Annotated in this window: 23 protein-coding genes; 13 read left to right on the top strand and 10 right to left on the bottom strand. The window is 73.0% G+C overall.

Annotated elements, in window-relative coordinates:
- Positions 1-95 precede the first annotated feature (95 nt).
- From Mam01_RS02750 to Mam01_RS02740, 3 genes are all read right to left on the bottom strand, one after another.
- Complete coding sequence (locus Mam01_RS02750; RefSeq protein ID WP_204283857.1) at positions 96-833, bottom strand: lysophospholipid acyltransferase family protein; 738 nt, start codon at positions 831-833, stop codon at positions 96-98.
- 103 nt (positions 834-936) lie between these two features.
- Complete coding sequence (locus tag Mam01_RS02745) at positions 937-2,709, bottom strand: thiamine pyrophosphate-binding protein (protein WP_204283855.1); 1,773 nt, start codon at positions 2,707-2,709, stop codon at positions 937-939.
- Positions 2,706-3,479 (bottom strand): cyclase family protein, encoded by a 774-nt coding sequence (locus tag Mam01_RS02740; RefSeq protein ID WP_204283853.1) that lies wholly within the window; start codon positions 3,477-3,479, stop codon positions 2,706-2,708. Before Mam01_RS02740 ends, Mam01_RS02745 begins: the two co-directional genes overlap by 4 nt.
- A gap of 192 nt (positions 3,480-3,671) precedes the next feature.
- Between Mam01_RS02740 and dhaK the strand changes: the two genes are divergently transcribed.
- From dhaK to dhaM, 3 genes are all read left to right on the top strand, one after another.
- Positions 3,672-4,664, top strand: a complete 993-nt coding sequence (gene dhaK / locus Mam01_RS02735) for a dihydroxyacetone kinase subunit DhaK (protein ID WP_204283851.1) — start codon at positions 3,672-3,674, stop codon at positions 4,662-4,664.
- A gap of 158 nt (positions 4,665-4,822) precedes the next feature.
- Positions 4,823-5,452, top strand: coding sequence for a dihydroxyacetone kinase subunit DhaL (gene dhaL / locus Mam01_RS02730; protein ID WP_204283849.1), 630 nt, complete (start codon positions 4,823-4,825; stop codon positions 5,450-5,452).
- Positions 5,453-5,576: 124 nt separating this feature from the next.
- The gene (gene dhaM, locus Mam01_RS02725) at positions 5,577-5,951 is read left to right on the top strand and encodes a dihydroxyacetone kinase phosphoryl donor subunit DhaM (RefSeq protein WP_204283847.1); all 375 of its coding nucleotides are present in this window, start codon (positions 5,577-5,579) and stop codon (positions 5,949-5,951) included.
- An 81-nt stretch (positions 5,952-6,032) separates the two neighbouring features.
- Here the strand turns inward: dhaM and Mam01_RS02720 are convergent, their stop codons facing one another.
- The gene (locus Mam01_RS02720; protein ID WP_204283845.1) at positions 6,033-6,548 is read right to left on the bottom strand and encodes a MarR family winged helix-turn-helix transcriptional regulator; all 516 of its coding nucleotides are present in this window, start codon (positions 6,546-6,548) and stop codon (positions 6,033-6,035) included.
- Positions 6,549-6,615: 67 nt separating this feature from the next.
- Here Mam01_RS02720 and Mam01_RS02715 point away from each other — a divergent pair, with 67 nt between their 5' ends.
- Both Mam01_RS02715 and Mam01_RS02710 read left to right on the top strand, forming a co-directional pair.
- The gene (locus tag Mam01_RS02715) at positions 6,616-7,056 is read left to right on the top strand and encodes an HGxxPAAW family protein (protein WP_204283843.1); all 441 of its coding nucleotides are present in this window, start codon (positions 6,616-6,618) and stop codon (positions 7,054-7,056) included.
- 143 nt (positions 7,057-7,199) lie between these two features.
- Positions 7,200-7,922 carry a VOC family protein gene (locus Mam01_RS02710; protein WP_204283841.1) on the top strand — a complete coding sequence of 241 codons (723 nt, stop codon included), beginning with the start codon at positions 7,200-7,202 and terminating at the stop codon, positions 7,920-7,922.
- Positions 7,923-8,655: 733 nt separating this feature from the next.
- Here Mam01_RS02710 and Mam01_RS02705 read toward each other — a convergent pair.
- Both Mam01_RS02705 and Mam01_RS02700 read right to left on the bottom strand, forming a co-directional pair.
- Positions 8,656-8,910 carry a Smr/MutS family protein gene (locus tag Mam01_RS02705; RefSeq protein WP_150933209.1) on the bottom strand — a complete coding sequence of 85 codons (255 nt, stop codon included), beginning with the start codon at positions 8,908-8,910 and terminating at the stop codon, positions 8,656-8,658.
- An 80-nt stretch (positions 8,911-8,990) separates the two neighbouring features.
- Complete coding sequence (locus Mam01_RS02700) at positions 8,991-9,419, bottom strand: CBS domain-containing protein (RefSeq protein WP_117409046.1); 429 nt, start codon at positions 9,417-9,419, stop codon at positions 8,991-8,993.
- Between the two features lie 163 nt (positions 9,420-9,582).
- On the opposite strand from Mam01_RS02700, the gene Mam01_RS02695 reads away from it, so the two are divergent.
- Complete coding sequence (locus Mam01_RS02695; RefSeq protein WP_204283838.1) at positions 9,583-10,977, top strand: aminopeptidase P family protein; 1,395 nt, start codon at positions 9,583-9,585, stop codon at positions 10,975-10,977.
- Positions 10,978-11,125: 148 nt separating this feature from the next.
- On the top strand, positions 11,126-11,773 hold the full coding sequence (locus Mam01_RS02690) for a 4'-phosphopantetheinyl transferase family protein (RefSeq protein ID WP_204283836.1): 648 nt from the start codon (positions 11,126-11,128) through the stop codon (positions 11,771-11,773).
- Here Mam01_RS02690 and Mam01_RS02685 read toward each other — a convergent pair.
- A complete protein-coding gene (locus Mam01_RS02685; protein ID WP_204283834.1) occupies positions 11,753-12,694 on the bottom strand; it encodes a cation diffusion facilitator family transporter in 942 nt (313 codons plus the stop codon). The two genes, Mam01_RS02690 and Mam01_RS02685, sit on opposite strands and share 21 nt — an antisense overlap.
- Before the next feature lie 39 nt (positions 12,695-12,733).
- Between Mam01_RS02685 and Mam01_RS02680 the strand changes: the two genes are divergently transcribed.
- The 3 genes from Mam01_RS02680 to Mam01_RS02670 all read left to right on the top strand — a co-directional run bounded on the left by Mam01_RS02680 (position 12,734) and on the right by Mam01_RS02670 (position 15,470).
- Positions 12,734-13,210 (top strand): MarR family winged helix-turn-helix transcriptional regulator, encoded by a 477-nt coding sequence (locus Mam01_RS02680; protein WP_204283832.1) that lies wholly within the window; start codon positions 12,734-12,736, stop codon positions 13,208-13,210.
- 116 nt (positions 13,211-13,326) lie between these two features.
- Positions 13,327-13,974, top strand: a complete 648-nt coding sequence (locus Mam01_RS02675; RefSeq protein ID WP_239100975.1) for an LppX_LprAFG lipoprotein — start codon at positions 13,327-13,329, stop codon at positions 13,972-13,974.
- Positions 13,975-13,985: 11 nt separating this feature from the next.
- Complete coding sequence (locus Mam01_RS02670; protein WP_204283829.1) at positions 13,986-15,470, top strand: MFS transporter; 1,485 nt, start codon at positions 13,986-13,988, stop codon at positions 15,468-15,470.
- 20 nt (positions 15,471-15,490) lie between these two features.
- Here the strand turns inward: Mam01_RS02670 and Mam01_RS02665 are convergent, their stop codons facing one another.
- On the bottom strand, positions 15,491-15,961 hold the full coding sequence (locus Mam01_RS02665; RefSeq protein WP_191910048.1) for a MarR family winged helix-turn-helix transcriptional regulator: 471 nt from the start codon (positions 15,959-15,961) through the stop codon (positions 15,491-15,493).
- Between the two features lie 61 nt (positions 15,962-16,022).
- Between Mam01_RS02665 and Mam01_RS02660 the strand changes: the two genes are divergently transcribed.
- From Mam01_RS02660 to Mam01_RS02650, 3 genes are all read left to right on the top strand, one after another.
- Complete coding sequence (locus Mam01_RS02660; protein ID WP_150933200.1) at positions 16,023-16,439, top strand: cupin domain-containing protein; 417 nt, start codon at positions 16,023-16,025, stop codon at positions 16,437-16,439.
- Positions 16,440-16,605: 166 nt separating this feature from the next.
- Positions 16,606-17,058, top strand: coding sequence for a DUF6220 domain-containing protein (locus Mam01_RS02655; protein ID WP_204283827.1), 453 nt, complete (start codon positions 16,606-16,608; stop codon positions 17,056-17,058).
- A complete protein-coding gene (locus Mam01_RS02650) occupies positions 17,055-19,052 on the top strand; it encodes a multicopper oxidase family protein (protein ID WP_204283825.1) in 1,998 nt (665 codons plus the stop codon). Before Mam01_RS02655 ends, Mam01_RS02650 begins: the two co-directional genes overlap by 4 nt.
- Before the next feature lie 25 nt (positions 19,053-19,077).
- Here the strand turns inward: Mam01_RS02650 and Mam01_RS02645 are convergent, their stop codons facing one another.
- Both Mam01_RS02645 and Mam01_RS02640 read right to left on the bottom strand, forming a co-directional pair.
- Positions 19,078-19,725, bottom strand: coding sequence for a response regulator (locus Mam01_RS02645; protein ID WP_150933197.1), 648 nt, complete (start codon positions 19,723-19,725; stop codon positions 19,078-19,080).
- On the bottom strand, positions 19,716-20,963 hold the full coding sequence (locus Mam01_RS02640; protein ID WP_204283823.1) for a sensor histidine kinase: 1,248 nt from the start codon (positions 20,961-20,963) through the stop codon (positions 19,716-19,718). The genes Mam01_RS02645 and Mam01_RS02640 overlap by 10 nt, the downstream gene beginning before the upstream one ends.
- Positions 20,964-21,017: the final 54 nt, after the last annotated feature.

Genomic DNA, 21,017 nt, shown 5'->3' with positions numbered 1-21,017 from the left:
AGACTTGTACGTAACAGCCTTGTTGCGGAAGCGGTCATATCTCGCGCCCCGGTGTCACACCGGCCCTCGGCGACGGCGAGCCTCCCCTGTGGGGGCTACTTCCGCCGGGAGCGGTCGGCGGCGTCGAGCGCGGCGGCCTCCTCGGGGGTGGGGGCGGTGCCGCCGAGATGGACCGGCTGCCACCACACGCCCTCCGGCCGGTCGGGATAGGTCCGCTGGGCCTCGTCGAGCAGGTCCGCCAACTGCCGCCGCAGGTCCGCGGTGAGCCCGGCGATGTCGGCGCCGGCGCCCGGGTGCATGGGCTCGCCGACCAGGATCGTGATCGGGACGTGCCGCTGCAGCAACCGGCGGGGCCGGCCCTTGGTCCACAGCCGCTGGCCGCCCCACAGGGCGACCGGGATCACCGGCACACCGGCCTCGGCCGCCATCCGGACCGGGCCGCTCTTGATCTCCTTGAGCGTGAACGACCGGCTGATCGTCGCCTCGGCGAAGTTCCCGACGATCTCACCGTCCTTCAGGGCGCGTACGGCGGCGTCGTAGGCGCCCGCGCCGGCCGACCGGTCCACCGGGATGTGGTGCATGCCGCGCATGAGGGGGCCCGACACGGGGTGCTCGAAGACCTCCTTCTTCGCCATGAACCGGACCAGCCGCCCGGCGGGGTGGGCCGCGAAGCCGGCGAAGACGAAGTCGAGGTAGCTGACGTGGTTGCTCACCAGGACCGCGCCACCGCTGCGCGGGACCCTCTCCGTACCCTCCATGTGGAACCTGATGTCGAGCAGCCTGAAGGCGGTCAGGGCGGTCCGCAGAACCGGCGGGTACACGATCTCAGCCATGCCTGAAACCGTAACCTACCCGCGCGTAACTTCCGCGGCCGCCCGTTCTCCCGAGCGTGTCACCCGGGAGCGCGGCGCCCGCCCGTACGGCGAGGTCGTCCCCTCAGTGGCCGCGGAACGCCTCCTCCAGCCACCACGCGGGCGTGTCGGCGGTGACCTTCGCGTGGACGACGAGCGGCTTGTCGCGCGGGCCCTTCAACCAGGCGGCGACTCCGGCCAGGTCCTCCTCCGTCCGCACGGTCACCGCCTCGCACCCGAAGCCACGGCCGATGGCGGCGATGTCCACGGGCGGGAAGGTGACGGCGCCGAGCGGGAGCCCGTGCGGGGCGAAGTGGTGCACCTCCGCGCCGTACTCCTCGTCGTCGTAGACGACGACCATCATCGGCAGGCCGAGCCGGACGACCGTCTCCAGTTCGGCGATGCCCATCAGGGCGCCGCCGTCGCCCAGCGCGGCGACCGTCACGCGGTCGGGCCGGGCGAGGGCCGCCCCGATCGCGGTGGCGAGGCCCAGCCCGATCGACTGGAACGCCTGGGTGAAGCAGAACGCGCTGCCGTCGGGCACGGTGAGGAACATCGAGGGATACCCCATGAAGTTGCCCGAGTCGACGGCCACCAGGCGCTCCTCCGGGAGCAGGTCGTCGAGTCCGATCGTCAGCGTGCGGGGGTCGATGCGCCCCCCGGCGCTGGTGTCCTCGTACGGGACGTCGCGCCAGCGCCCCTCGCGGGCGATCCGCGCGGCGATCTCGGGGGTGCGGTAGCCGGGCGCGGGCTCGCTCCGCCCCCCGGGCCCGGCGAGCAGGGCGGCGACCGCCCGCGCGGTCTCGCGGACGTCGCCGACCACCCCGAGGTCCACCTCGCGGTGGACGCCGAGGGCGTCGGGATCGAGGTCCACCTGGACGACCGCGGCCTCCGGCCCGATGAGCGTGCCGTGCCGGGTGGTCCACATGGTGAACGAGCACCCCCACCCGACGACCAGATCGGCGTCGCGGATCAGTTCGTTCGCGAGCGGGGTGGCGAACCCGCCGCTGACGTCGAGGTTCCAGGGGCTGCCGTGGAAGTGGCCCTTGGCGACCGCCGAGGTGGCGAACAGCGCGCCGACCTGCTCGCCGAGCGCCTCCAGTTCGCGCCGGGCGCCCCTCGCGCCCCGCCCGGCCACGAAGACCGGGCGCTTCGCCCCGGCCAGCAGCCGCGCGAACCGGGTGAGCGCGTCGGACGGCTCCGCCGCGAGCCCCTCCGGCTCCCCCTCCTCAGCCGGCGTCTCCGCCGGTGTCTCCAGGGGCGGCTCCAGCGGGAACGTGAGCCCCCAGGGCGCGGGGACGCGGCTCGCCACGCCGCGGTGCGCGCCGCCCCGGCCCGCCACCAGTTCGCGTACAGACTCGGCGGCCTCCTCGGGGAGCTCCTCGGCCTGCACGTCCAGCGGCAGGTTGAGCACCACGGTGCGCCGTCCGAGCAGGGCGGCGAGGAAGGCCATCACGGTGTCGTCGAGGACCGTCTCGGCCGACCCGATGCGGGCGCAGTGCGCGCCCACGGCCTCGGCGAGCGCGGCCTGGTCGATCCGGAAGTTGGAGGTGGGCGAGGTCACCTCCGGGGCGAGCACCAGCAGCGGCGTCCGGCTCTTGGCGGCCTCGGTGACGCCGGTCAGCGCGTTGGTCAGGCCGGGCCCCTGGTGGACCGACACGACCGTGACCGTGCCGCTCATCCGCGCGTAGGCGTCGGCCATCGTGGCGGCGCCGCACTCGTGCCGCGCCGCGACGTAGCGCACGCCGTGCTCGGCGAGCGCGTTGGTGACGTGGAAGTTGCCGCTGCCGACGACGCCGAAAGCCGCCCGCACGCCGAGGGAGGCGAGGACCGCGCCGACGGCCTCCGCGACGTTCATCGCTCCACCAGCGCCAGCACGCGGACCGGGCTGCCCGAGCCGCCGACGATCGGCAGCGGGCCCGCGATCACCACCGCGCCCGTCGGCGGCAGCCGGTCGAGGTTGCGCAGCTGGGTCAGGCCGTACTTGCCCGCGCCGAGCAGGTACGAGTGACAGGGGAACGCGGGGTCGAAGGAGTGCGCGGCGCCCGCGTCGGTGCCCACGGTCTCCACGCCGATGCCCGCGATCGGCGTCTCCTCGGCGAGGAACCGGGCGCAGCCGGCCGACATGCCGGGCGTGTGCGGGCCCGTCTCGTCGGCGTTGAGGAACTCCCCCTGGTCGTGGGCGCGCACGTCCCAGCCGGTGCGGTAGAGCAGCCAGCCGCCGTCGGGCAGCGGGCCGTGCTCGGACTCCCACGCCTTGACGTGGTCGATCTCCAGCAGGAAGTCGGGGTCGTCCGCCGACTGCGCGCTGAAGTCCAGCACGACCGCGGGGGCGATCAGCCGGGCGGGGGCGATCTGCGACACATCCTCGCCGTCGCGCCCGGTCACCCAGTGGACCGGCGCGTCGAAGTGCGTGCCGGTGTGCTCGCCGGTCGTGAAGTTGTTCCAGTACCAGGCCGGGCCGCGGTCGTCGTACCGGCTGATCTCCTGAAGCGTGAACGGCACCGTCTGGCCGAACGGTTCCGGCAGGGCGAGGATCGGTGTCCGCTCGCTCAACGGCGCGGTGAGGTCGAGGACGTCGATCCCCCCTCCCCGGATGCCGTCCAGCAGATCCCGCAACACCGACATTCCGCCTCCCAACTGTCAGGACACCCCCTGCTGATCCTCCTATACCGTCCCCCCCGGACGCCATATGACTCTCTTTACACAAGTGGAGCCGTACGGACGCGGGCCCCTTGACGCGGCCGGTCCGGCCGGACGAAGGTCGGGAACGGGCCGGCCGGGCCCGCGACTTCGCGAGCAAGCACGAGGGAGACGTCTGTGAAGAAGCTGATCAACAGCGCCGGTTCGCTCGTCTCCGACGCGCTGCGCGGCATGGCCGCCGCCCACCCCTCGCTCCGTGTGGACCTGGAGAACGCCGTCGTCTTCCGCGCGGAGGGTGCCCGTCCCGGCAAGGTCGGGCTGGTCTCCGGCGGCGGCTCCGGGCACGAGCCCCTGCACGCCGGGTTCGTCGGGCACGGCATGCTCGACGCGGCCTGCCCCGGAGAGGTCTTCACCTCGCCGGTGCCCGACCAGCTCGTCGAGGCCACCAAGGGCGTGGACGGCGGCGCGGGCGTGCTGCACATCGTGAAGAACTACACCGGCGACGTGCTGAACTTCGAGATGGCCGCCGAGCTCAGCGGCGACGAGGGCGTCGAGGTCGCCACCGTGCTGGTGAACGACGACGTGGCCGTGCGCGACTCCCTCTACACGGCGGGCCGCCGGGGCACCGGGGCCACGCTGTTCGTGGAGAAGATCGCCGGCGCGCTGGCGGAGACCGGCGCGCCCCTCGCCGAGGTGGCGCGGGTGGCCCGGGAGGTCAACGAGCGGAGCCGCTCCTTCGGCGTCGCGCTCACGCCCTGCACCGTCCCCGCGGCGGGTAAGCCCACCTTCGAGCTCGGCGAGACGGAGATCGAGCTCGGCATCGGCATCCACGGCGAGCCCGGCCGCAGCCGCGCCGCGATGGGCGAGGCCCGCGAGATCGCCCGCGTCGCGGTGGACGCGATCGGCGACGACCTGCCGCCGTCCGGCGAGACGCTGGTGATGGTCAACGGCATGGGCGGAACGCCGCTCATCGAGCTGTACGTCGTTTTCGCCGAGGTGGAGGCGTACCTTCGGGAGAAGGGCGCGACGGTCGTGCGCAGCCTGGTCGGCAACTACGTGACCAGCCTCGACATGCAGGGGTTCATGGTGACGACCTGCGCGCTGACCGGCGAGCTCACCCGGCTGTGGGACTCGCCGGTGGAGACGCCCGCGCTGCGCTGGGGCCGCTGACCACCCTCCGGCCGGGGACGTACGCCCCGGAGCCGCTTCGGAACGCGTCCTGGAGACACGCCGTGATCCGCTGGGAGATCACCCCGGGATCCGTCCCGGAACCCGTCCTGAGATCCGCCCCGAGATCCGCCCTGAAGATCCGCTCTGGGAGCCGCTTCGTGAACACCGAGTTCTTCGCCGCCTGGATCGAGGAGATCACCGCCGCCGTACGGGCCGGGCGCGACCACCTCACCGAACTGGACGCCGCGATCGGCGACGCCGACCACGGGACGAACCTCGACCGCGGGTTCACCGCCGTCGGCGAGGCGCTGGCCGCCGCCCCGCCGCGGACCCCCGGCGCGCTCCTCGTGCTGGTGGGAACCACGCTGATCCGCAAGGTGGGCGGCGCCTCCGGCCCCCTCTACGGCACCGCCTTCCGGGAGATGGGCAAGGCGTTCGGCGAGGCCCCCGAGATCTCGCCGGCCGAGCTGAGCGCGGGCGTGGACGCGGCCCTGGCCGGCGTACGGCGCCTCGGCTCGGCGGCGGAGGGCGACAAGACGATGGTCGACGCCCTCGCTCCCGCCGCCGCGGCGCTGTCCCGGGCCGTACGGGACGGGTTGAAGCCGGAGGAGGCCCTGGAGGCGGCGGCCACGGCGGCGGCGGAGGGGGCCAGGGCCACGGTGCCGCTGCAGGCACGCAAGGGCAGGGCGAGCTACCTGGGACCCCGCAGCGTCGGGCACGAGGACCCCGGCGCGGCCTCGACCGCTCTCGTCTTCGGCGCGCTCAGGGCCGCCGCCTCCCGAGGGTGAGCGCCCCGCGCCCGGCTCACGTTCAGATGGCCGGAAGTAGTGGCCGGCCTCTCTGCGGTCTCGCGACCGGTGGCGGTGCCCGGCGCGGCAGGCTCACGTTCACGACGGACCACAGGAGTGAGGAATGGTCGGCATCGTACTGATCTCGCACAGCGGCGGCCTGGCCGCGGAAGTGGTCGCGCTGGCCAGGCAGATCGGCGGGGCGAAGGTGCCGCTGGCGGCGGCCGGAGGCACCGAGGACGGCGGTCTCGGCACCAGCCCCGACCGGGTGAGCGCGGCGGTCGAGGAGGTGGACCAGGGGGACGGTGTCGTGCTGATCCCCGACCTGGGGAGCTCGGTGCTGACCGCCCGGCTGCTGGAGAGCCCCGGCCGGGTGGTGATCGCGGATGTGCCGTTCGTGGAGGGGGCCGTCTCCGCGGTCGTGGCCGCGGGCGGCGGAGCGTCTCTCGACGGCGTGCTGGCCGCCGCCGATGAGGCCTGGCACGTCCGCAAGCTCTGAGCCCCCGGCCCCGCCCGCCCTCAGCGGCCGGCTGACCGCCTGCGCGCTCCGGGAGATCGTGGGCCTCGCCGGTCTCCGGCCTCATCGGCTCCTTGTGCGCCGGGCGCGGGGCACGCCGGCGTGCTCGTCACGCCGGATCTCCTCCAGGTACGTCCGCATGAGGCCGCCCGCGCGGGTGAACCAGTCGGACAGTACGGCGATCTCGTCGGGCGTGTAGCCGGCGAACAGCTCGTTCAGCCGCCGGTAGAAGGGCTCGTAGACGGCCGTCACCGTGGCGACGGCGGCCGGGTCGGCGACGACCCGCACCCGCCGCCGGTCCGCCGGGTCCGCCTCCCGGCGCGCGTACCCGGCCCGTTCGAGGCGGTTCAGCACACCGGTCACCGCGCCCGTGGTGAGACCGGCCTGGCGGGCGAGCGCGCCCGCGCTGATCGGGTCGTCCCCCGCCGCCAGGACGAAGCCGAGGCAGGTCAGGTCGGTGACGTTCAGCCCGAGCCGCTGGGCGATGTCCTGCTGCCCGACCAGGCTGAGCGCGATCAGCTGGTCCATGCCGGCCAGGGCCTGCGCGGGCGTCGCCTCCGGACGCGGCTTGCCGTCCATCCCCAATCTCCTTAGCATCTAAGATGTTTAGTTGGTGAGTTAACTCTTCCCCATACTAAGGAGAGCCATGAGCGGCCTGCACGACGACGTCGATCTCGGGCACACGATCGCGGGCTGGACCGGCTGCGTCGTCGTGCTGGCCGGCTGCGCGACGGTGGGGGCGGCGATGTGCGCGGCCTCGCCGCCCGGCGTCCGGCTCGGACTCGCGGTGATCGTCCTGGGCGGCCTGGTCACCTGGGCGCTGCACCTCGCGGGCTGGGGCAAGCCCAGCGGCCCCCGGCCTCCGGAGCAGTGGGACTGGCGGGTGAAGGATCCGATGACGGGCCACGACCACTGCCTCGCCTGCCGTCTCGCGGGCCGCCCGAGCGCCCCGGCGACCCGCTCAATGGACGGAACGCGCGCCCGGCGACACCACCGGCAGCGTCCGGCCCTGCCGGGAGCGGAACGGCGGACAGCCCTCACTTCCACTCCAGGTGACCGATCGCGACACGTCCAACCTCAATCTTGAGCGTGCGGGCATCGCATCCCCGCCCGCGCTGGCGCTTTTATTCCGTGGCGGGCCCCGGGCGCTCGGGGTTATCGTCCTTCGCGGGCGCGTCGGACGTGCCCCGTCCGCGGCCGTGAACCACCAGACCGGAGGTGAGGAGCGGGATGACCTGCGACCTCCACGCGCTCTGCTTCGACGCCCACGACCCGGTCCGTCTCGCGCGCTTCTGGGCCGGAGTCCTGGGCTGGGAGACGACCGGCGACCCCCGGGACGGGGTCGCGCTCCTGCCGGACGACGACACCGGGTTCCGGCTTCGGTTCCTTCCGACCAGGGAGCAGAAGTCGGGCCAGAACCCGGTGCATTTCGATCTGAAGAGCACGTCCCCAGAGGAGCAGCGGGAGACGGTGGCGCGGGCGCTCGGGCTGGGCGCCCGGCACATCGACATCGGCCAACGCCCGGAGGAGGGCCATGTCGTGCTCGCGGACCCGGAGGGCAACGAGTTCTGCGTGAGCGAGGCCGGCAACCGGTTCCTCGCCGAATGCGGCTTCATCGGTGCGCTCGCCTGCGACGGTTCGCAGAAGGTCGGATACTTCTGGAGCGAGGCGCTGGGCTGGCCGCTGGTCTGGGACCAGGACGAGGAGACCGCGATCCGCTCCCCGCACGGCGGACCGAAGATCACCTGGGGTGGTCCGCCGCTGATGCCGAAAACCGGGAAGGACCGCCTCCACTTCGACCTCGCTCCGTCTCCCGGCGGTGACCAGCAGGCGGAGGTCGACCGTCTCATCTCCCTGGGGGCGACGCGCCTCGACATCGGTCAGGGCGAGGTCGGCTGGGTCGTCATGGCCGATCCCGACGGCCACGAGTTCTGCGTCCTGCCCCCGCGATAGCCCGGGCGGTCACTTCCGCCGGAGGTGATTGAGCGCCGTTCCGGCCTGCGGTCTCCGACCCTTCCTTGACCCGGCTCCATTTCCCATGTCTGTGGTCATGGTGCCGTAGAAGAACGGTATGCGGCGGGCGTGTCGGTGCGCGGGACAGGCTCGGCCGGGTACCCCCCTCCACGAATTGATCGGCTGACCGACGAATCGAAGGAAGGCTGGACATGAAGAATTTCGTACGTCTGGGCGGCGCCGCCCTTTCGACGGCTTTTCTGTCCGTGGCGATATCGTCTGCCGCATCCGCCGACGTGGTCCCGGTTGCCCCGGCACCGGCACCCATGGCGCCGTCCATGGCGACTGCGCCCCGTGTCCCCCACGAAAGAGCGCGGGTTTCCACGCCCACGCTGCTCCCTCGACTCACCGCACTCCGCCGGTTCACCGCGGAGCCCTCCCTACCAGCGGCGCTAGAGCCCCAGGAATGGCAGCCGGGGTGGGATCCCTACTATGAGGCGCAAACGGCTCGCCAATTGCAGATAGAACCGGAGTTGGCCCGTGAGGCGTACGAGGCGGAGGTCGAGGAGGCCGAGCTGGCGAGCGAAACGTTCAGGCTGTTCCTTCCGCCGGAATTCGAACGCAGCCTGAATGTGAGCGTGTTGCGACAAATGTTCGCCCCTCCCAGGTGAAGCGCGACTTTGCCGGATAACCCGATCGACATGACGTTCACCCTGGTGGAGGCGAGACGCCCTTACTTCCACTGGAAGTAGACGAACAGACGGCCGTGGTTCTTGGCGTCCTTGTCGATCCGGTGGTAGAGCGCCTTGATCTCCTTCTTCTCCAGGAAGCGCAGCACCTTCTTCTTGAGCTGGCCGGATCCCTTGCCGGGGATGATCTCCACCTGGGTCGCCTTCTTGCGTACGGCCTCCTGGATGATGCCGTGCAGCGCCCGGTCGATCTCGCTGCCCTTGTTGTAGATGTCGTGGAGATCCAGCTTCAGCTTCACACGAGCCAGTCTAGATCGGCGCCCGCGCGAAGGCACGGGGCGAGACGGCCGAGGGCTGTCCCGCCCCGTGGAGGGCGCCGTCAGCCGTTGATGTAGCCGACCAGGGCCTCCCGCTCGCTCTCCAGTTCCTGGATCGAGGTCTTGACGACATCGCCGATGCTGACGATGCCCGCCAGGCGGCCGTCCCTGACCACGGGCACGTGCCGGATCCGGTGGTTGGTCATCGTGCGGCGCAGGTCGTCCACGTTGGCGTCCGGGCCGCAGGTGCGCACCTCCGAAGTCATGATCGACGAGACGGGCCGGCCGAGCAGCGCGGCCCCGTGCTCGTGCAGCCGCCGGACGACGTCGCGTTCCGACACGATGCCGTCGATGGACAGGCCATCCTCCGACACCACCACCGCACCGATGTTCAGCTCCGCCAGCCGGGCGAGAAGCTCTGACACCGTGGCGTGCGGTGGAACGGTCGCCACGCCTGTTCCCTTACTCTGCAAGATCGTCCCGATGAGCATCGACACCGCCTTCCAGGGGCACTCGGGGGCCCCGCCCCCTGTCTCCCGCGCCGGCCGCCCGGCACGGCACATCCTGTTTCCCCAGGCAACAGCGGCCGTCCTCCCTCGTCAAGGGCCTACACCCCTACGATGGCCAAATATCGCCGCCACCTGGAGATGATCGATGACCGGCAAGCAGCTCAACACGGGGAGTCACGATCTCCCGATCCCGGCGGCGCTGGACGAGTTCATGCGGGGCGGCTGGGCCGCCGCCGTGGAGAGCGCGCCGACGCCGCTGCCCGTCGCCGCGTACGCGGCCAAGCGGCGGGCCCGGCTCGCCGAGCGGCTGCCCGGCGAGCGGCTGGTCATCCCCTCGGGCACCCTGCTCGCGCGCAGCAACGACGACGACCACCGGTTCCGGGCGCACAGCGCGTTCGCGTACCTGACGGGAGCCCAGCAGCCCGACCAGGTCCTGGTCGTCGAGCCGTCCGGCGAGGCGCGGCTCTTCCTGCGTCCCCGCCCGTCCCGCGCCGGGTCGCAGGAGTTCTACCGCGACCGGCGGTACGGCGAGTTCTGGGTGGGCCGCCGGCTGGGCCTCGCCGAGACCGAGGCGGCGTACCAGATCGAGTGCGCGCCCATCGACGACCTGCCGGCGGCGCTGCGCGGCCCGGCCCGGGTGCTGCGCGGGGTCGACGCCTCGGTCGACGCGCTGGTCTCCCCCGCGGACGGCGACGCCGGACTGGCCGCGGTCCTGGCGGAGTTGCGGCTGGTCAAGGACGAGTGGGAGATCGCGGAGTTGCAGCAGGCGGTGGACGCGACCGTGCGCGGGTTCGAGGACGTCGTGCGCGCGCTGCCCGCGGCCGTCGCGCATCCGCGCGGCGAGCGGTACGTCGAGGGCGTCTTCGGGCTGCGCTCGCGGCTGGAGGGCAACGCGGTGGGCTACCAGTCGATCGTGGCCTCCGGGGCGCACGCCTGCGTGCTGCACTGGATCCGCAACGACGGACGGCTCGACCCCGCCGAGATGCTGCTGCTCGACGCCGGGGTCGAGGGCGACAACCTCTACACGGCCGACGTCACCCGCACGCTGCCGCTGTCGGGCCGGTTCGGCCCGGTGCAGCGGCAGGTGTACGACCTGGTGTACGAGGCGCAGACGGCGGCCATCGCCGTGCTGCGCCCGGGGGCGCGCTTCCGCGACTTCCACGAGACCGCGATGCGGGTCATCTCCGACGGCCTGGTCGAATGGGGGCTGCTGACGCGGGCGCAGGCCGGCGCGGGGCTGCACCGGCGCTACACCCTGTGCAGCAGCGGCCACATGCTCGGCCTCGACGTGCACGACTGCGCGCGGGCGCGGGCGGAGACCTACCTCGACGGCGTGCTGGAGGAGGGCCAGGTGCTGACCGTCGAGCCGGGGCTCTATCTCCAGCCCGACGACCTGACGCTGCCGCCGGAGCTGCGCGGGATCGGCGTCCGCATCGAGGACGACCTGGTGATCACGGCCGACGGCGCCCGGCTGATGTCGGCCGCGCTGCCGCGCCGCGCGGACGAGATCGAGGAATGGGTGTCCGCGCTCACCGGGTGAGGCCGGGGCGCGGACGGCCACCCGGGCGGGCCGGGCGAGCGCGGGCGAGGCCCGGCGCACGGGTGACTCCGGCCGGGTGAGCGCTTCGGCCGCCGGGAGGAGCACACCAGTTCACTTGATCGTCACATCGCTGTCCTACAGTGACGGTGTGCGCCCTCCACTGGCCGTGGCCGGCCACACCGACGACGTGCTCGAACTCGTCGGCGGCACCCTGACCCCGGCCGAGCGCGAACGCGCCGAACGCTTCACCCGCAGCGGGGACCGCCGCGACTTCGTCGCCGCCCACCTGCTCGTACGGCACTGCGCCGCCGAACTGCTCGGCACCCGGGCCTGCATGCTGACCGTGGTGCAGCGCTGCGAGGAGTGCGGGCAGGCGCACGGGCGGCCCTGGCTGGCCGAGGCCCCCGACGTGTCGATCAGCCTCGCGCACACCTCGGGATACGTCTGCGCGGTCGCCGGGCACGGCCGGGTCGGCGTGGACGCCGAGCACGTCACGGGCGGCCCCGCCGACGAGAACCTCGTGGCGCTCGCGCTGACCCCCGAGGAGGCGAAGCTGGTGGGCGACGACAACCGCGGCCTCATCCGTCAGTGGGTGCGCAAGGAGGCCCTGGTCAAGCGGGGCGAGCTGACGCTCGACCGGTTGCGCGAGGCGGACCTGTCGGCCCTGCCGCTGGTGGACGGGCTGACGGTGCCGCTGGAGTGGCAGGGCCGTCACTTCCTCGAATGGACGGCCGGCACCGTGATCGCCTCGGCCGTCACCGACGAGCCCGCCAAGCTACACCTCCTCGGCGGCTGACCGGCCGGGAGTGGGGTCGAGGAACACCTGCTTGATCTCCGGGAACCGCTCGGTGAGCCGTCGCTCCACCTGGTCGGCGGCGATCTCCAGCCGCTCCCCCGTCGTCTCGTCCACGAAGTCGATCTTCGCCGCGACCAGGATCTGGCCGGGGCCCATGAGGACGGCGGCGAGCTCGACGACCCCCTCGACCTCCGGCTGCTCGGACAGCACGGCCTTGATCTTCTCCTGCAGCGAGGCCGAGGGCGCCTGCCCGATCAGCAGCGAGGCGTTGGTCCTGATCAGGGTCAGCGCCACCCAGAGCAGCAGCAGCCCGATGACGATCGACGCGGCGCCGTCCCACACGGCCGATCCGGTGAGCTGTGACAGCACCAGGCCGACGGCCGCCACCGCGATGCCGATCAGGGCGGCCGCGTCCTCCAGCACGACCGCCTTGAGCATGGTGTCGGAGGTGCGCTCCAGCAGCCGGCCGGGGCTCACCCGCCAGCGCCGGGCCTCGGCCCGCAACTGGCGCAGGGCCCGCAGGAGGGAGATCGACTCGATCGCGAACGACACCGCGAGAACGATGTACGACACGCGGATGTCGCCGAGGTCCTCTCCCCTGGTGATGGTCTGCCAGCCGTGCGTGAGCGAGAAACCGGCCCCCACGACCAGCGTGAAGCAGGCCGCCACGATCGCCCAGAGATAGGCGGCGCGGCCGTGCCCGAGGGGATGACGGGCGTCGGCGGGCCGCTCGCCGTGCCGGATCGCGGCGAACAGCACGACCTCGGTGGCGGTGTCGGCGGCCGAGTGGGCGGCCTCCGACAGCATCGCCGAGGAGGAGCTGATCAGGCCGGCCACGAGCTTGGCCAGTGCGATAGCGAGATTGGCCAAGCCCGCTACCACCACGGTGCCCAGGCTCTCGCCGTTCTCGCCGTCAGGCATACCCGCTCCATCCGTTCACTTGATCTTATGCTGGTCGATATGGACGACCACCGCTGGCTGACCCCGCACGAGCAACGCGCCTGGCGGGCCCACCTGGCTGCGCACCGACTTCTCTTCCTTCAACTCGACCGAGAGCTCCAAGGGAGCGGCCTTTCCCTGAACGACTACGAGATCCTGGTCAACCTCTCCGAGAGCCCCGGCCGCCGCATGCGGATGAGCGAGCTCGCCGACGCGACCATCCAGTCGCGCAGCCGCCTGTCCCACCAGATCTCCCGGATGGAGGCGGCCGGGCTGGTCACCCGTGAAGAGTGCGAGGACGATCGGCGGGGCACCTTCGCCGTCCTGACCGACCAGGGGTGGGAGACGATAAGACGGGTGGCGCCGGACCACGTGGACAGCGTCCGCCGGCACTTCATCGACCTGATGACGCCCGATCAGGTCTCCACGCTGGAGCGGATCTACGCGCCCGTCATCGACCATCTGCAGGGGGTCCGCGGCGTACGGCGGAACGACTAGCGATGACGACGGGGTGTCGGGGGAACCGCACCGATCCCGAGTTCCCCTGACAAGGTGCGTCAAACCGATTCCCCCGGGAACGCGTGCCACCCCCGCCCGCTCGCTACGATCCGGCTGTGCGAACAATCCTCGGGCTGGTCGTGGCCGGCCTCCTGCTCGTGACCGCCTGCGACGCGAAGAGCGAGACGTCCCTGCCGGACGGTCCCGCCCTGATGAAGCGGTCGGCCGAGGCGATGCGGGCGGTCAAGACGGTCGCCTTCACGATCGAGACCAAGGACAAGCCCGCCGTGCCCGTACGGCACGCCGAGGGCAGCCTCACCAAGGAGGGTGACGCCAAGGGCACCGTGCAGATCGAGATGCTGGGCCTGCAGGAGATCGACTTCGTGCTCGTCGGCGACACGGTCTACTTCAAGGGCCCGACCGGCGGCTACCAGACGATGACCCGGCAGCAGCTCGCGGCGATCTACGACCCCTCCGCCGTGCTGACCGGCGTGCCCGGCCTGCTGTCGGCCGCCCAGGACGTGCGGACGCAGGCGGAGGAGAAGGTCGGCGACGCCGCCGCCTACCGCCTGACCGCCACCCTGCCGCAGGACGCCCTGGCCGCGCTGGTGCCCGGCGTCCAGCAGAAGGTCGCGGGCACGCTCTGGATCGACAAGGCCACCAGTCGCCTGCTCAAGATCGACGTGCCGCTCGGCGGCGGCTCGGCCGCCGTCACCCTCGCGGACTACGACGCCCCCGTGACCGTCACCCCGCCCACGCCGTGACCGGCCCACCCGTGCGGCGCCGGCGCCTGGCGCTGGCCGTCGGCGGCGCCGCCGTGCTGCTCGCCGCGCTCGACGCGTACGTCGTCGTGACCATCCTGGTGGACGTCGCCGCCGACGTCGGCGTGCCGCTCAACCACCTGGAGAGGGCGACCCCGGTCGTGACCGGGTTCCTGCTCGGATACGTCGCGGCGATGCCGCTGCTGGGCCGGCTGTCCGACCGGTACGGCAGGCGGACGCTGATCCACGGGTGCCTGGCCGGGTTCGCCGCGGGCTCCCTCCTCACCGCCCTGGCGGCGAGCATCCCGGTGCTGGTCGCGGGCCGTACGCTCCAGGGGGTCGCGGGCGGCGCGCTGCTGCCGATCACGATGGCCCTCATCGGCGATCTCTGGGACGAACGCGCCCGCCCGGTGGCGCTCGGCGCGGTGGGCGCGGCGCAGGAACTCGGCAGCGTGCTCGGCCCCCTGTACGGCGCGGGCCTCGCCGCGCTCGCCGGATGGCGCGGCGTCTTCTGGGTCAACCTCCCGCTCACGCTGATGGCCGCCGTCGCCGTGCAGGTGGCGGTGCCCGGCGGGCGGGAGCCGTACGCCACGGGTCAGCCACGGGCGGGTGCTTCCCGGTTGGATCTGGGTGGCGGGGCGCTGCTGGCGCTGGCGCTCGGCCTGCTGGTGGCCGGGCTCTACAACCCCTCCCCCGGCACGACGGTGCTGCCGCCGTGGGGGCTGCCGTGCGTGGTCGCCGGAGCGGTGGCGGCCGTGCTGTTCGTGGTGTGGGAGATCCGCTCGCCGGTCCGCCTGCTCGACCTGACGGGCGTGCCCCGCGGGCCGCTGTTCGCCACGCTCGCGGTGAGCCTGCTCGCCGGGGCGGCGCTGCTGGTCACGCTGGTCGACGTGCAGCTCGTCGCGCAGACGCTGCTCGGCCGCGACGCCGTGGGAGGCGCGCTGGTGCTCACCCGGTTCCTCGCCGCGCTGGCGGTGGCGGCGTTCCTCGGCGGATTCCTGGTGCGGCGGTTCGGCGAGCGGCCGGTGGCCGTGGCGGGCATGGCCCTGGCCGCGGCGGGATACTGGATGATCTCCCGCTGGCCGCTCGACCTGGCCTCGGCCGGGGTGCGCATGGACGTCGACCTCGTGGTGACCGGCGTCGGCCTCGGCGTGGTGATCGCCCCCGTCTCCTCCGCGGCGCTGCGCGTGGTCCCGGCGGCGCGGCACGGCGTCGTGTCGGCGGCGGTCGTGGTGGCCAGGATGATGGGCATGCTGCTGGGCGTCGCCGCGCTCTCGGCGTGGGGCTTCCACCGGTTCCAGTCGCTCACCGCGCATCTCGACACGCCGCTGCCGTTCGGCGTGGACGCGGGCGAGTACGCCCGCAGGCTCGCCGGCTACACCGCGAAGGTCCAGGCGGCGCTGCACACGGAGTACACCGAGATCTTCCTGATCACCTGCGGGCTGTGCCTGCTGGGGGCGGTGGCCGCCCTCGCCCTCCCCCGGCGTTCCGCGGTCTGAGCCCGGCGCCCCGGCCTGGGTCAGGAGGCGCCGAACCAGCCGGGCACGTCGAGGCGGAAGACGTCCGCGGGCGTCACCCTGCGCAGGTCGGCTTCCAGCTCCCTGAGCCGTTCCGGGCCGATGACCTCGGCCCAGCGGGCCCGCAGGTCGTCGAAGATGCGGGCCGAGCGGGTCAGCAGGTCGACGCCCGCCGGCGTGAGCCGCACGATCTTGCGGCGGGTGTCGCGGGCGTCGCGGGCGCGCTCCACGTAGCCCAGGCGCTCCAGCGTGTCGATGGTCTTGCCCGCCGCCTGCTTGCTGACGCCCAGCGTGCGGCCGAGGTCCACGGCGGTCGTGCCCTCGACGCCGATCGCCTGCAGGACGAATCCGTGCATGGGCCGGGAGTGCGGGTGCCCCTGACGGGCCAGCTCCGCGTGCAGATCATCGATGAGCACGCGAAATCCCAGGAAGAGCCGCAGCGGCAGCTCGAATCCGGGCGGGTCGATTGACACGATAGACAACCTGGTTCACTATTAAGGACAACAACGTTGTCTACTCTAGGAGACACCACCGATGTCTGTCATCCACTCCGCCGACAGCCGCGTGAGCACCACGCCGAACGGCGTCATGACCACCCTCGCCTCCCCGACGCAGGGCGGGGCGGCGCACGCCGTGTGGCGTGTGGACATGCCCGCGGGCAACAGCGGGCCCCTGCACTCCTGCGACCGCGAGCAGGTCTGGACCTTCCTGTCCGGCGGCGCGACCGTCGACCTCGACGGCGAGACCTACGGCGTCGGGGCCGGGGACACGATCGTCCTGCCGGCCGACCTCAGCCGCAGGATGCACAGCGACGCGGAGTCCGGCTTCAGCGCGATCGCCGTCGCCCCGGCGGGCGCCGAGGTCTACATTCCCGGCGGGGTCACCGCCGAGGACGCCTGCGACCTCGCGCCCAAGGGCACCGACCGGATCGTCCCGCCCTGGATGCGCTGACCACCCGCCCCGTCTCGCCGCGACTCGCGTAACTTCCCGGCGGGGCGGGACGGGTGTCCCGGGCGCCCGGGACACCTTCGGGTCCACCATGGCCGCGTACCTTTCCGGCGCTCGCCGCCCCGCAGAACCCCCGGGGCTCCGCCCGTACCTCACAGGAGGCCCCACAATGCGCAAGGTGTTCTTCGGTTTCGCCGTCGTGCAACTCGTCGCCGTGCTCGCCCAGTTCTACCTCGCCACGTTCGGCGCGTTCGAGAGGCCGACTCCGGCGCCGGGCGACCCGGGCGCGGCCATCGGCTACCACGCCATGAACGGCACGATGGTCATCCCGCTCGTCTCGCTGCTGACCGCGATCGTGGCCCTCGCCGCCCGCGCGGGCGGCCGGACGGCGGGCCTGGCGATCCTTCCGTTCGTGCTGGTGGCGGTGCAGCTGTTCGTCATCTTCCCGCTGGCCGAGATGGCCGGGGCGTCGGAGACCGGCACGACGACCGCCGGCCTGTTCGTCCTGGGCTTCCACGCCCTCGACGGCGTGGCGATCCTCGCCGCCGCCGTCGTCCTCGTGCGGCGGGCCCACGCCCTCACGAAGAGCACCGCCGCGGCCCCGGCGCACGCCGCGGCGTGACCACCGCTCGGCTGATCGCTCTCGATCAGATCCTCTTCGTCCTGGTCGCGGCCGCCTGGGCCGCGACCGCCGGGATCGCCCTGACCGGCCTGCGGCAGCCCGCCGCGGCCGGGCGGCGGACCCTCCTGATCGCCGCGGCGTCGTGCGCCGCGGCGATCGTCATGACCGCACTGCGGGTCGCCGTCACCGCCGGCCTGGCCGGAGCGGGCTGGTGGTTCGTGGCCGAGAAGGTCACCCTCGCGCTGCCCCTGGTCGTCGTGCCCGCGCTCGTCTCGGCCGCCGTCAGCCTGCCCCGCCTGCTGCGCGGCACGGCGACCGGCTCCACAGGCGGCTCCACGGCCGGCTCGGCCCGCGTCGTCGCGTTCCCTCTGCTGGTCACGGCGTACGGCGCGGTGGCCGGGATCGCCTGCGGGGTCGTGATCTCCTATCCGGTCACCTCCGGAGGGGCGGCGACGGTGCTCGCGCTCTTCGCCGCGGCGTCCGCCGTGACGTGGCGGCTGCTCGGCCCGGCCCGCTCTCCCCGGCACGCCTGGCAGGCTGCGGGAACCTGCGTGCTCGCCCTCGCGCTCGCCCTCACGATCGGCGGCGGGTGGCCGAGCGGCCACCTCCACACGGGGCACGACACGGGCGGACGCGGCGTCTCCGTCGACCTGCTGCGCGGCCCCGCCCCCGCCTCCGCGGGCGGCCCGGCCGGGGCCAGGGAGCGGATCCGCCGCTTCACGCTCACCGCCCAGCCCGCCACCGTACGGCTGCCGTCCGGCGCCGGCGCCGAGGCGTGGTCGTTCAACGGGCAGGTGCCGGGGCCGGTGCTGCGGGTGCGGCAGGGCGACCTGGTCGAGGTCGTCCTGCGCAACCGCCTGCCGGTGCAAGGAGGCAGCGGCCAGGAAACCACCGGGCAGCCGAACCCTGGGCAGCCGAACACCGGGCAGGGTGTCACGATCCACTGGCACGGGTACGACGTGCCGGCCGCCGAGGACGGCGTGCCGGGCGTGACCCAGGACGCCGTCTGGCCCGGCCAGACCCACGTCTACCGGTTCCGCGCCGAGGACGCCGGCACGTACTGGTACCACAGCCACCAGAACTCCAGCGTCGCCGTGCCGCGCGGGCTGTTCGGCCTGCTGGTCGTCGACCCGGCGACCCCCGTGCCGGAGAGCGAGGACCACGTGCTCGCGCTGCACACCTTCGGCTCGCGCCCGACGCTCTCGGTGGACGGCGCCGCGCCGTCCGACCTGCTCACCCGCCTCACACTGCCCCCCGGGGCCCGTACGCGGCTGCGGGTGGTGAACACCGACACCCAGCCCGTGGTCCTCGGCCTGAGCGGCGCGCCGTACCGGATCGCGGCGGTGGACGGCGGGGACGTGCCGGGGGCGACGGACCTCGACGGCGCGCGCCTGCACCTCGCGGCGGGCGGGCGCTACGACCTCACCTTCACCGTGCCCTCCGGGCCGGTGCTGCTGACGGCGGGAGACCGGCCCACATTGCTGGTCAACGGACCGGCGACGCCTCCGCCGGCGGCCGGGCCGGTCGTGGACATCACCCGGTACGGCACGCCCGCCGCCCTGCCCGCCCGGTTCGACCGGGAGACGACCTGGGTGCTGGACAAGACGCTCGCCGTCTCCGGCGGCCTGCCGAGGCTCGCCCAGACGGTGAACGGCAAGGCGTGGCCGAACATCCCCACGCCGGTCGTCCGGCAGGGGGAGACGGTCAGGATCCGGGTGGTGAACCGGGGCACGGACACCCACCCGATGCATCCGCACGGCCACCACGTGCGGATCCTGTCCCGGAACGGCGTGCCGGCGACCGGGCTGCCGATGGACACCTTCGACGTCGCCCCCGGCGAGGTCTGGGAGGTCGCCCTCGTGGCGGACAACCCCGGCGTGTGGATGTCCCACTGTCACGATCTCGCGCACGCCGCGCAGGGCATGGAGTTCCACCTCGCGTACGAGGGGGTCAGCACGCCGTACGACATGACGAACGGCAACCACCCGGCCTGAACGGGCCCGCCCGGGCGGCGTGCCGTCAGGACCGCAGGTAGGCCAGCACCGCCAGGACGCGGCGGTGCTGGTCGCCGTCCTCGGCGTGCAGGCCGAGCTTGGCGAAGATGCCGCGAATGTGCTTTTCCACCGCGCCCTCGGTGACGACGAGACGGCGGGCGATCGCGGGGTTCGACCTGCCCTCGGCCATCAGCCCGAGGACCTCCCGCTCGCGCGGCGTCAGCGAGGCCAGCGGGTCGTCCCGGCGCCGCCGCACCATCAGCTGGGCGACGACCTGCGGGTCGAAGACCGTCCCCCCGGCGGCGACCCGGCGCAGGCCGTCCATGAACTCCTCGACGTCGACCACCCGGTCCTTCAGCAGGTAGCCGACCGCTCCCCGCGCGTCGGCCAGCAGGTCGTCGGCGTACGACACCTCGACGTACTGCGACAGGATCAGCACGGGCGCGCCCGGCACCTTCTCCCGCGCCTCGACCGCGGCCCGCAGGCCCTCGTCGGTGAACGACGGCGGCATCCGCACGTCCACCACCGAGACGTCGGGCCGGTGGGCGACGACGGCCTCGACCAGCCCCTCCCCCGTTCCGGCCGTCTCGACGACCTCACAGCCGAACTCCTCCAGCAGGCGGACGAGCCCCTCCCTGATGAGGACGGCGTCGTCGGCCACCACTACGCGCACGGAACCTCCGCCGTGATCGAGGTCGGCCCCCCAGCGGGCGAGCGCACCGTCAGCTCGCCGTCGACCGCCCGCAGCCGGTCGGCCAGGCCGGACAGGCCGTGTCCCTTGGCGACGTGAGCGCCGCCGACCCCATCATCCCCGATCGTGAGCAGAAGCACGTCCCCGATCCGGGTCAGCCCGACCATGCAGGACGTCGCCCTGCTGTGCTTGGCCACGTTGGTCAGGGCCTCGGCGGTGACGAAGTAGATCGTGTTCTCGATGAGCGCGGGAAACCGCTCGGTCGTCTGGACGTCCAGCTCCACCGGCACCGTGCAGCGGCCGGCGAGGGCGGCGAGCGCGGGGGCGAGACCGCGGTCGGCGAGGATCGGCGGGGCGATGCCGCGCGACAGCGCCCGCAGCTCGTCGAGCGTCTCGCGGGTGGCGCCGATGGCCTTGCCGATCGTCTCGTGCGCGGCGGTGGCGTCCCGCTTCAGCTCCCGCTGCGCCCGCGACAGCTCCATGGCCAGGTGGACCAGGCGCTGCTGGGGGCCGTCGTGGATGTCCCGCTCCAGGCGGCGCAGCGCGTCCGCCTCCGCGTGGGCGGCGGCGTTGCGGCCCTCGGTCAGGTCGTCGATGCGCTCCTGCAGCTCCGCGATCCCGGTCAGCAGCGCCCTGCCGAGCGACGCCTGGATCAGCGCGCAGGACCGGACGACCGGGTAGAGCGTGAGCGCGAACAGGGCGCCCATGCCCAGATAGAAGACGCTGTCCACGACGTAGCCGCGGCCGAGCCCGAGCAGGTCGGGAAGGCTGTGGTTGTCCGGGATGTTCGAGAAGAGCCAGCCGTACAGCGGATAGGTCAGCCCGAAGACCGCCGTGGCCCACCAGGTGACGGTCACGCAGAACGCGGCGACCGCGAGCGGGAAGGCCAGCAGGGCGTGCAGCGCGTCGAGCCAGGGCTGGCCCCCGGCGAGCGGCGTGACCGTACGGCGCAGGATGCCCGCGCCCTCCGGCGCGCGCGGATAACGCGGCCGGGGCAGTTCCCGGCCCAGGACCGGCCGCATGCGCAGCCGTTCGACGTCCCCCATCCCCCTGGCCATGAGGAGGGTGAGCGCGAGGACCGGCACACCCAGCCAGACCACCAGCAGGCCCGCACCGGCGGACAGACCGCCCACGGTGAGGACGAACGTGATCGACGCGAGCGGAAAGCCTATGAGGACGTAGACCGTGTCACCGGTCAGACGGGAGAGAAGTCGGCGCATGCCCCCAACGCTATTGACCCGGACGCCGATGATCGATCCGGCGGGCGGCAGTCC

The sequence above is a fragment of the Microbispora amethystogenes genome (assembly GCF_016863015.1).
Lineage (GTDB): Bacteria > Actinomycetota > Actinomycetes > Streptosporangiales > Streptosporangiaceae > Microbispora > Microbispora amethystogenes.
This window is presented reverse-complemented; position numbering and strand designations above follow the sequence as displayed.

Excerpts from the sequence above, each read along its gene's own strand:
- Mam01_RS02740 (WP_204283853.1), bottom strand. The coding sequence starts at position 3,479 with ATGTCGGTGTTGCGGGATCTGCTGGACGGCATCCGGGGAGGGGGGATC.
- Mam01_RS02720 (WP_204283845.1), bottom strand. The coding sequence starts at position 6,548 with ATGGACGGCAAGCCGCGTCCGGAGGCGACGCCCGCGCAGGCCCTGGCC.
- Mam01_RS02660 (WP_150933200.1), top strand. The coding sequence starts at position 16,023 with ATGTCTGTCATCCACTCCGCCGACAGCCGCGTGAGCACCACGCCGAAC.
- Mam01_RS02655 (WP_204283827.1), top strand. The coding sequence starts at position 16,606 with ATGCGCAAGGTGTTCTTCGGTTTCGCCGTCGTGCAACTCGTCGCCGTG.
- dhaM (WP_204283847.1), top strand. The coding sequence starts at position 5,577 with ATGGTCGGCATCGTACTGATCTCGCACAGCGGCGGCCTGGCCGCGGAA.
- Mam01_RS02695 (WP_204283838.1), top strand. The coding sequence starts at position 9,583 with ATGACCGGCAAGCAGCTCAACACGGGGAGTCACGATCTCCCGATCCCG.
- Mam01_RS02680 (WP_204283832.1), top strand. The coding sequence starts at position 12,734 with ATGGACGACCACCGCTGGCTGACCCCGCACGAGCAACGCGCCTGGCGG.
- Mam01_RS02640 (WP_204283823.1), bottom strand. The coding sequence starts at position 20,963 with ATGCGCCGACTTCTCTCCCGTCTGACCGGTGACACGGTCTACGTCCTC.
- Mam01_RS02745 (WP_204283855.1), bottom strand. The coding sequence starts at position 2,709 with ATGAACGTCGCGGAGGCCGTCGGCGCGGTCCTCGCCTCCCTCGGCGTG.
- Mam01_RS02750 (WP_204283857.1), bottom strand. The coding sequence starts at position 833 with ATGGCTGAGATCGTGTACCCGCCGGTTCTGCGGACCGCCCTGACCGCC.
- Mam01_RS02715 (WP_204283843.1), top strand. The coding sequence starts at position 6,616 with ATGAGCGGCCTGCACGACGACGTCGATCTCGGGCACACGATCGCGGGC.
- Mam01_RS02710 (WP_204283841.1), top strand. The coding sequence starts at position 7,200 with ATGACCTGCGACCTCCACGCGCTCTGCTTCGACGCCCACGACCCGGTC.
- Mam01_RS02700 (WP_117409046.1), bottom strand. The coding sequence starts at position 9,419 with ATGCTCATCGGGACGATCTTGCAGAGTAAGGGAACAGGCGTGGCGACC.
- Mam01_RS02685 (WP_204283834.1), bottom strand. The coding sequence starts at position 12,694 with ATGCCTGACGGCGAGAACGGCGAGAGCCTGGGCACCGTGGTGGTAGCG.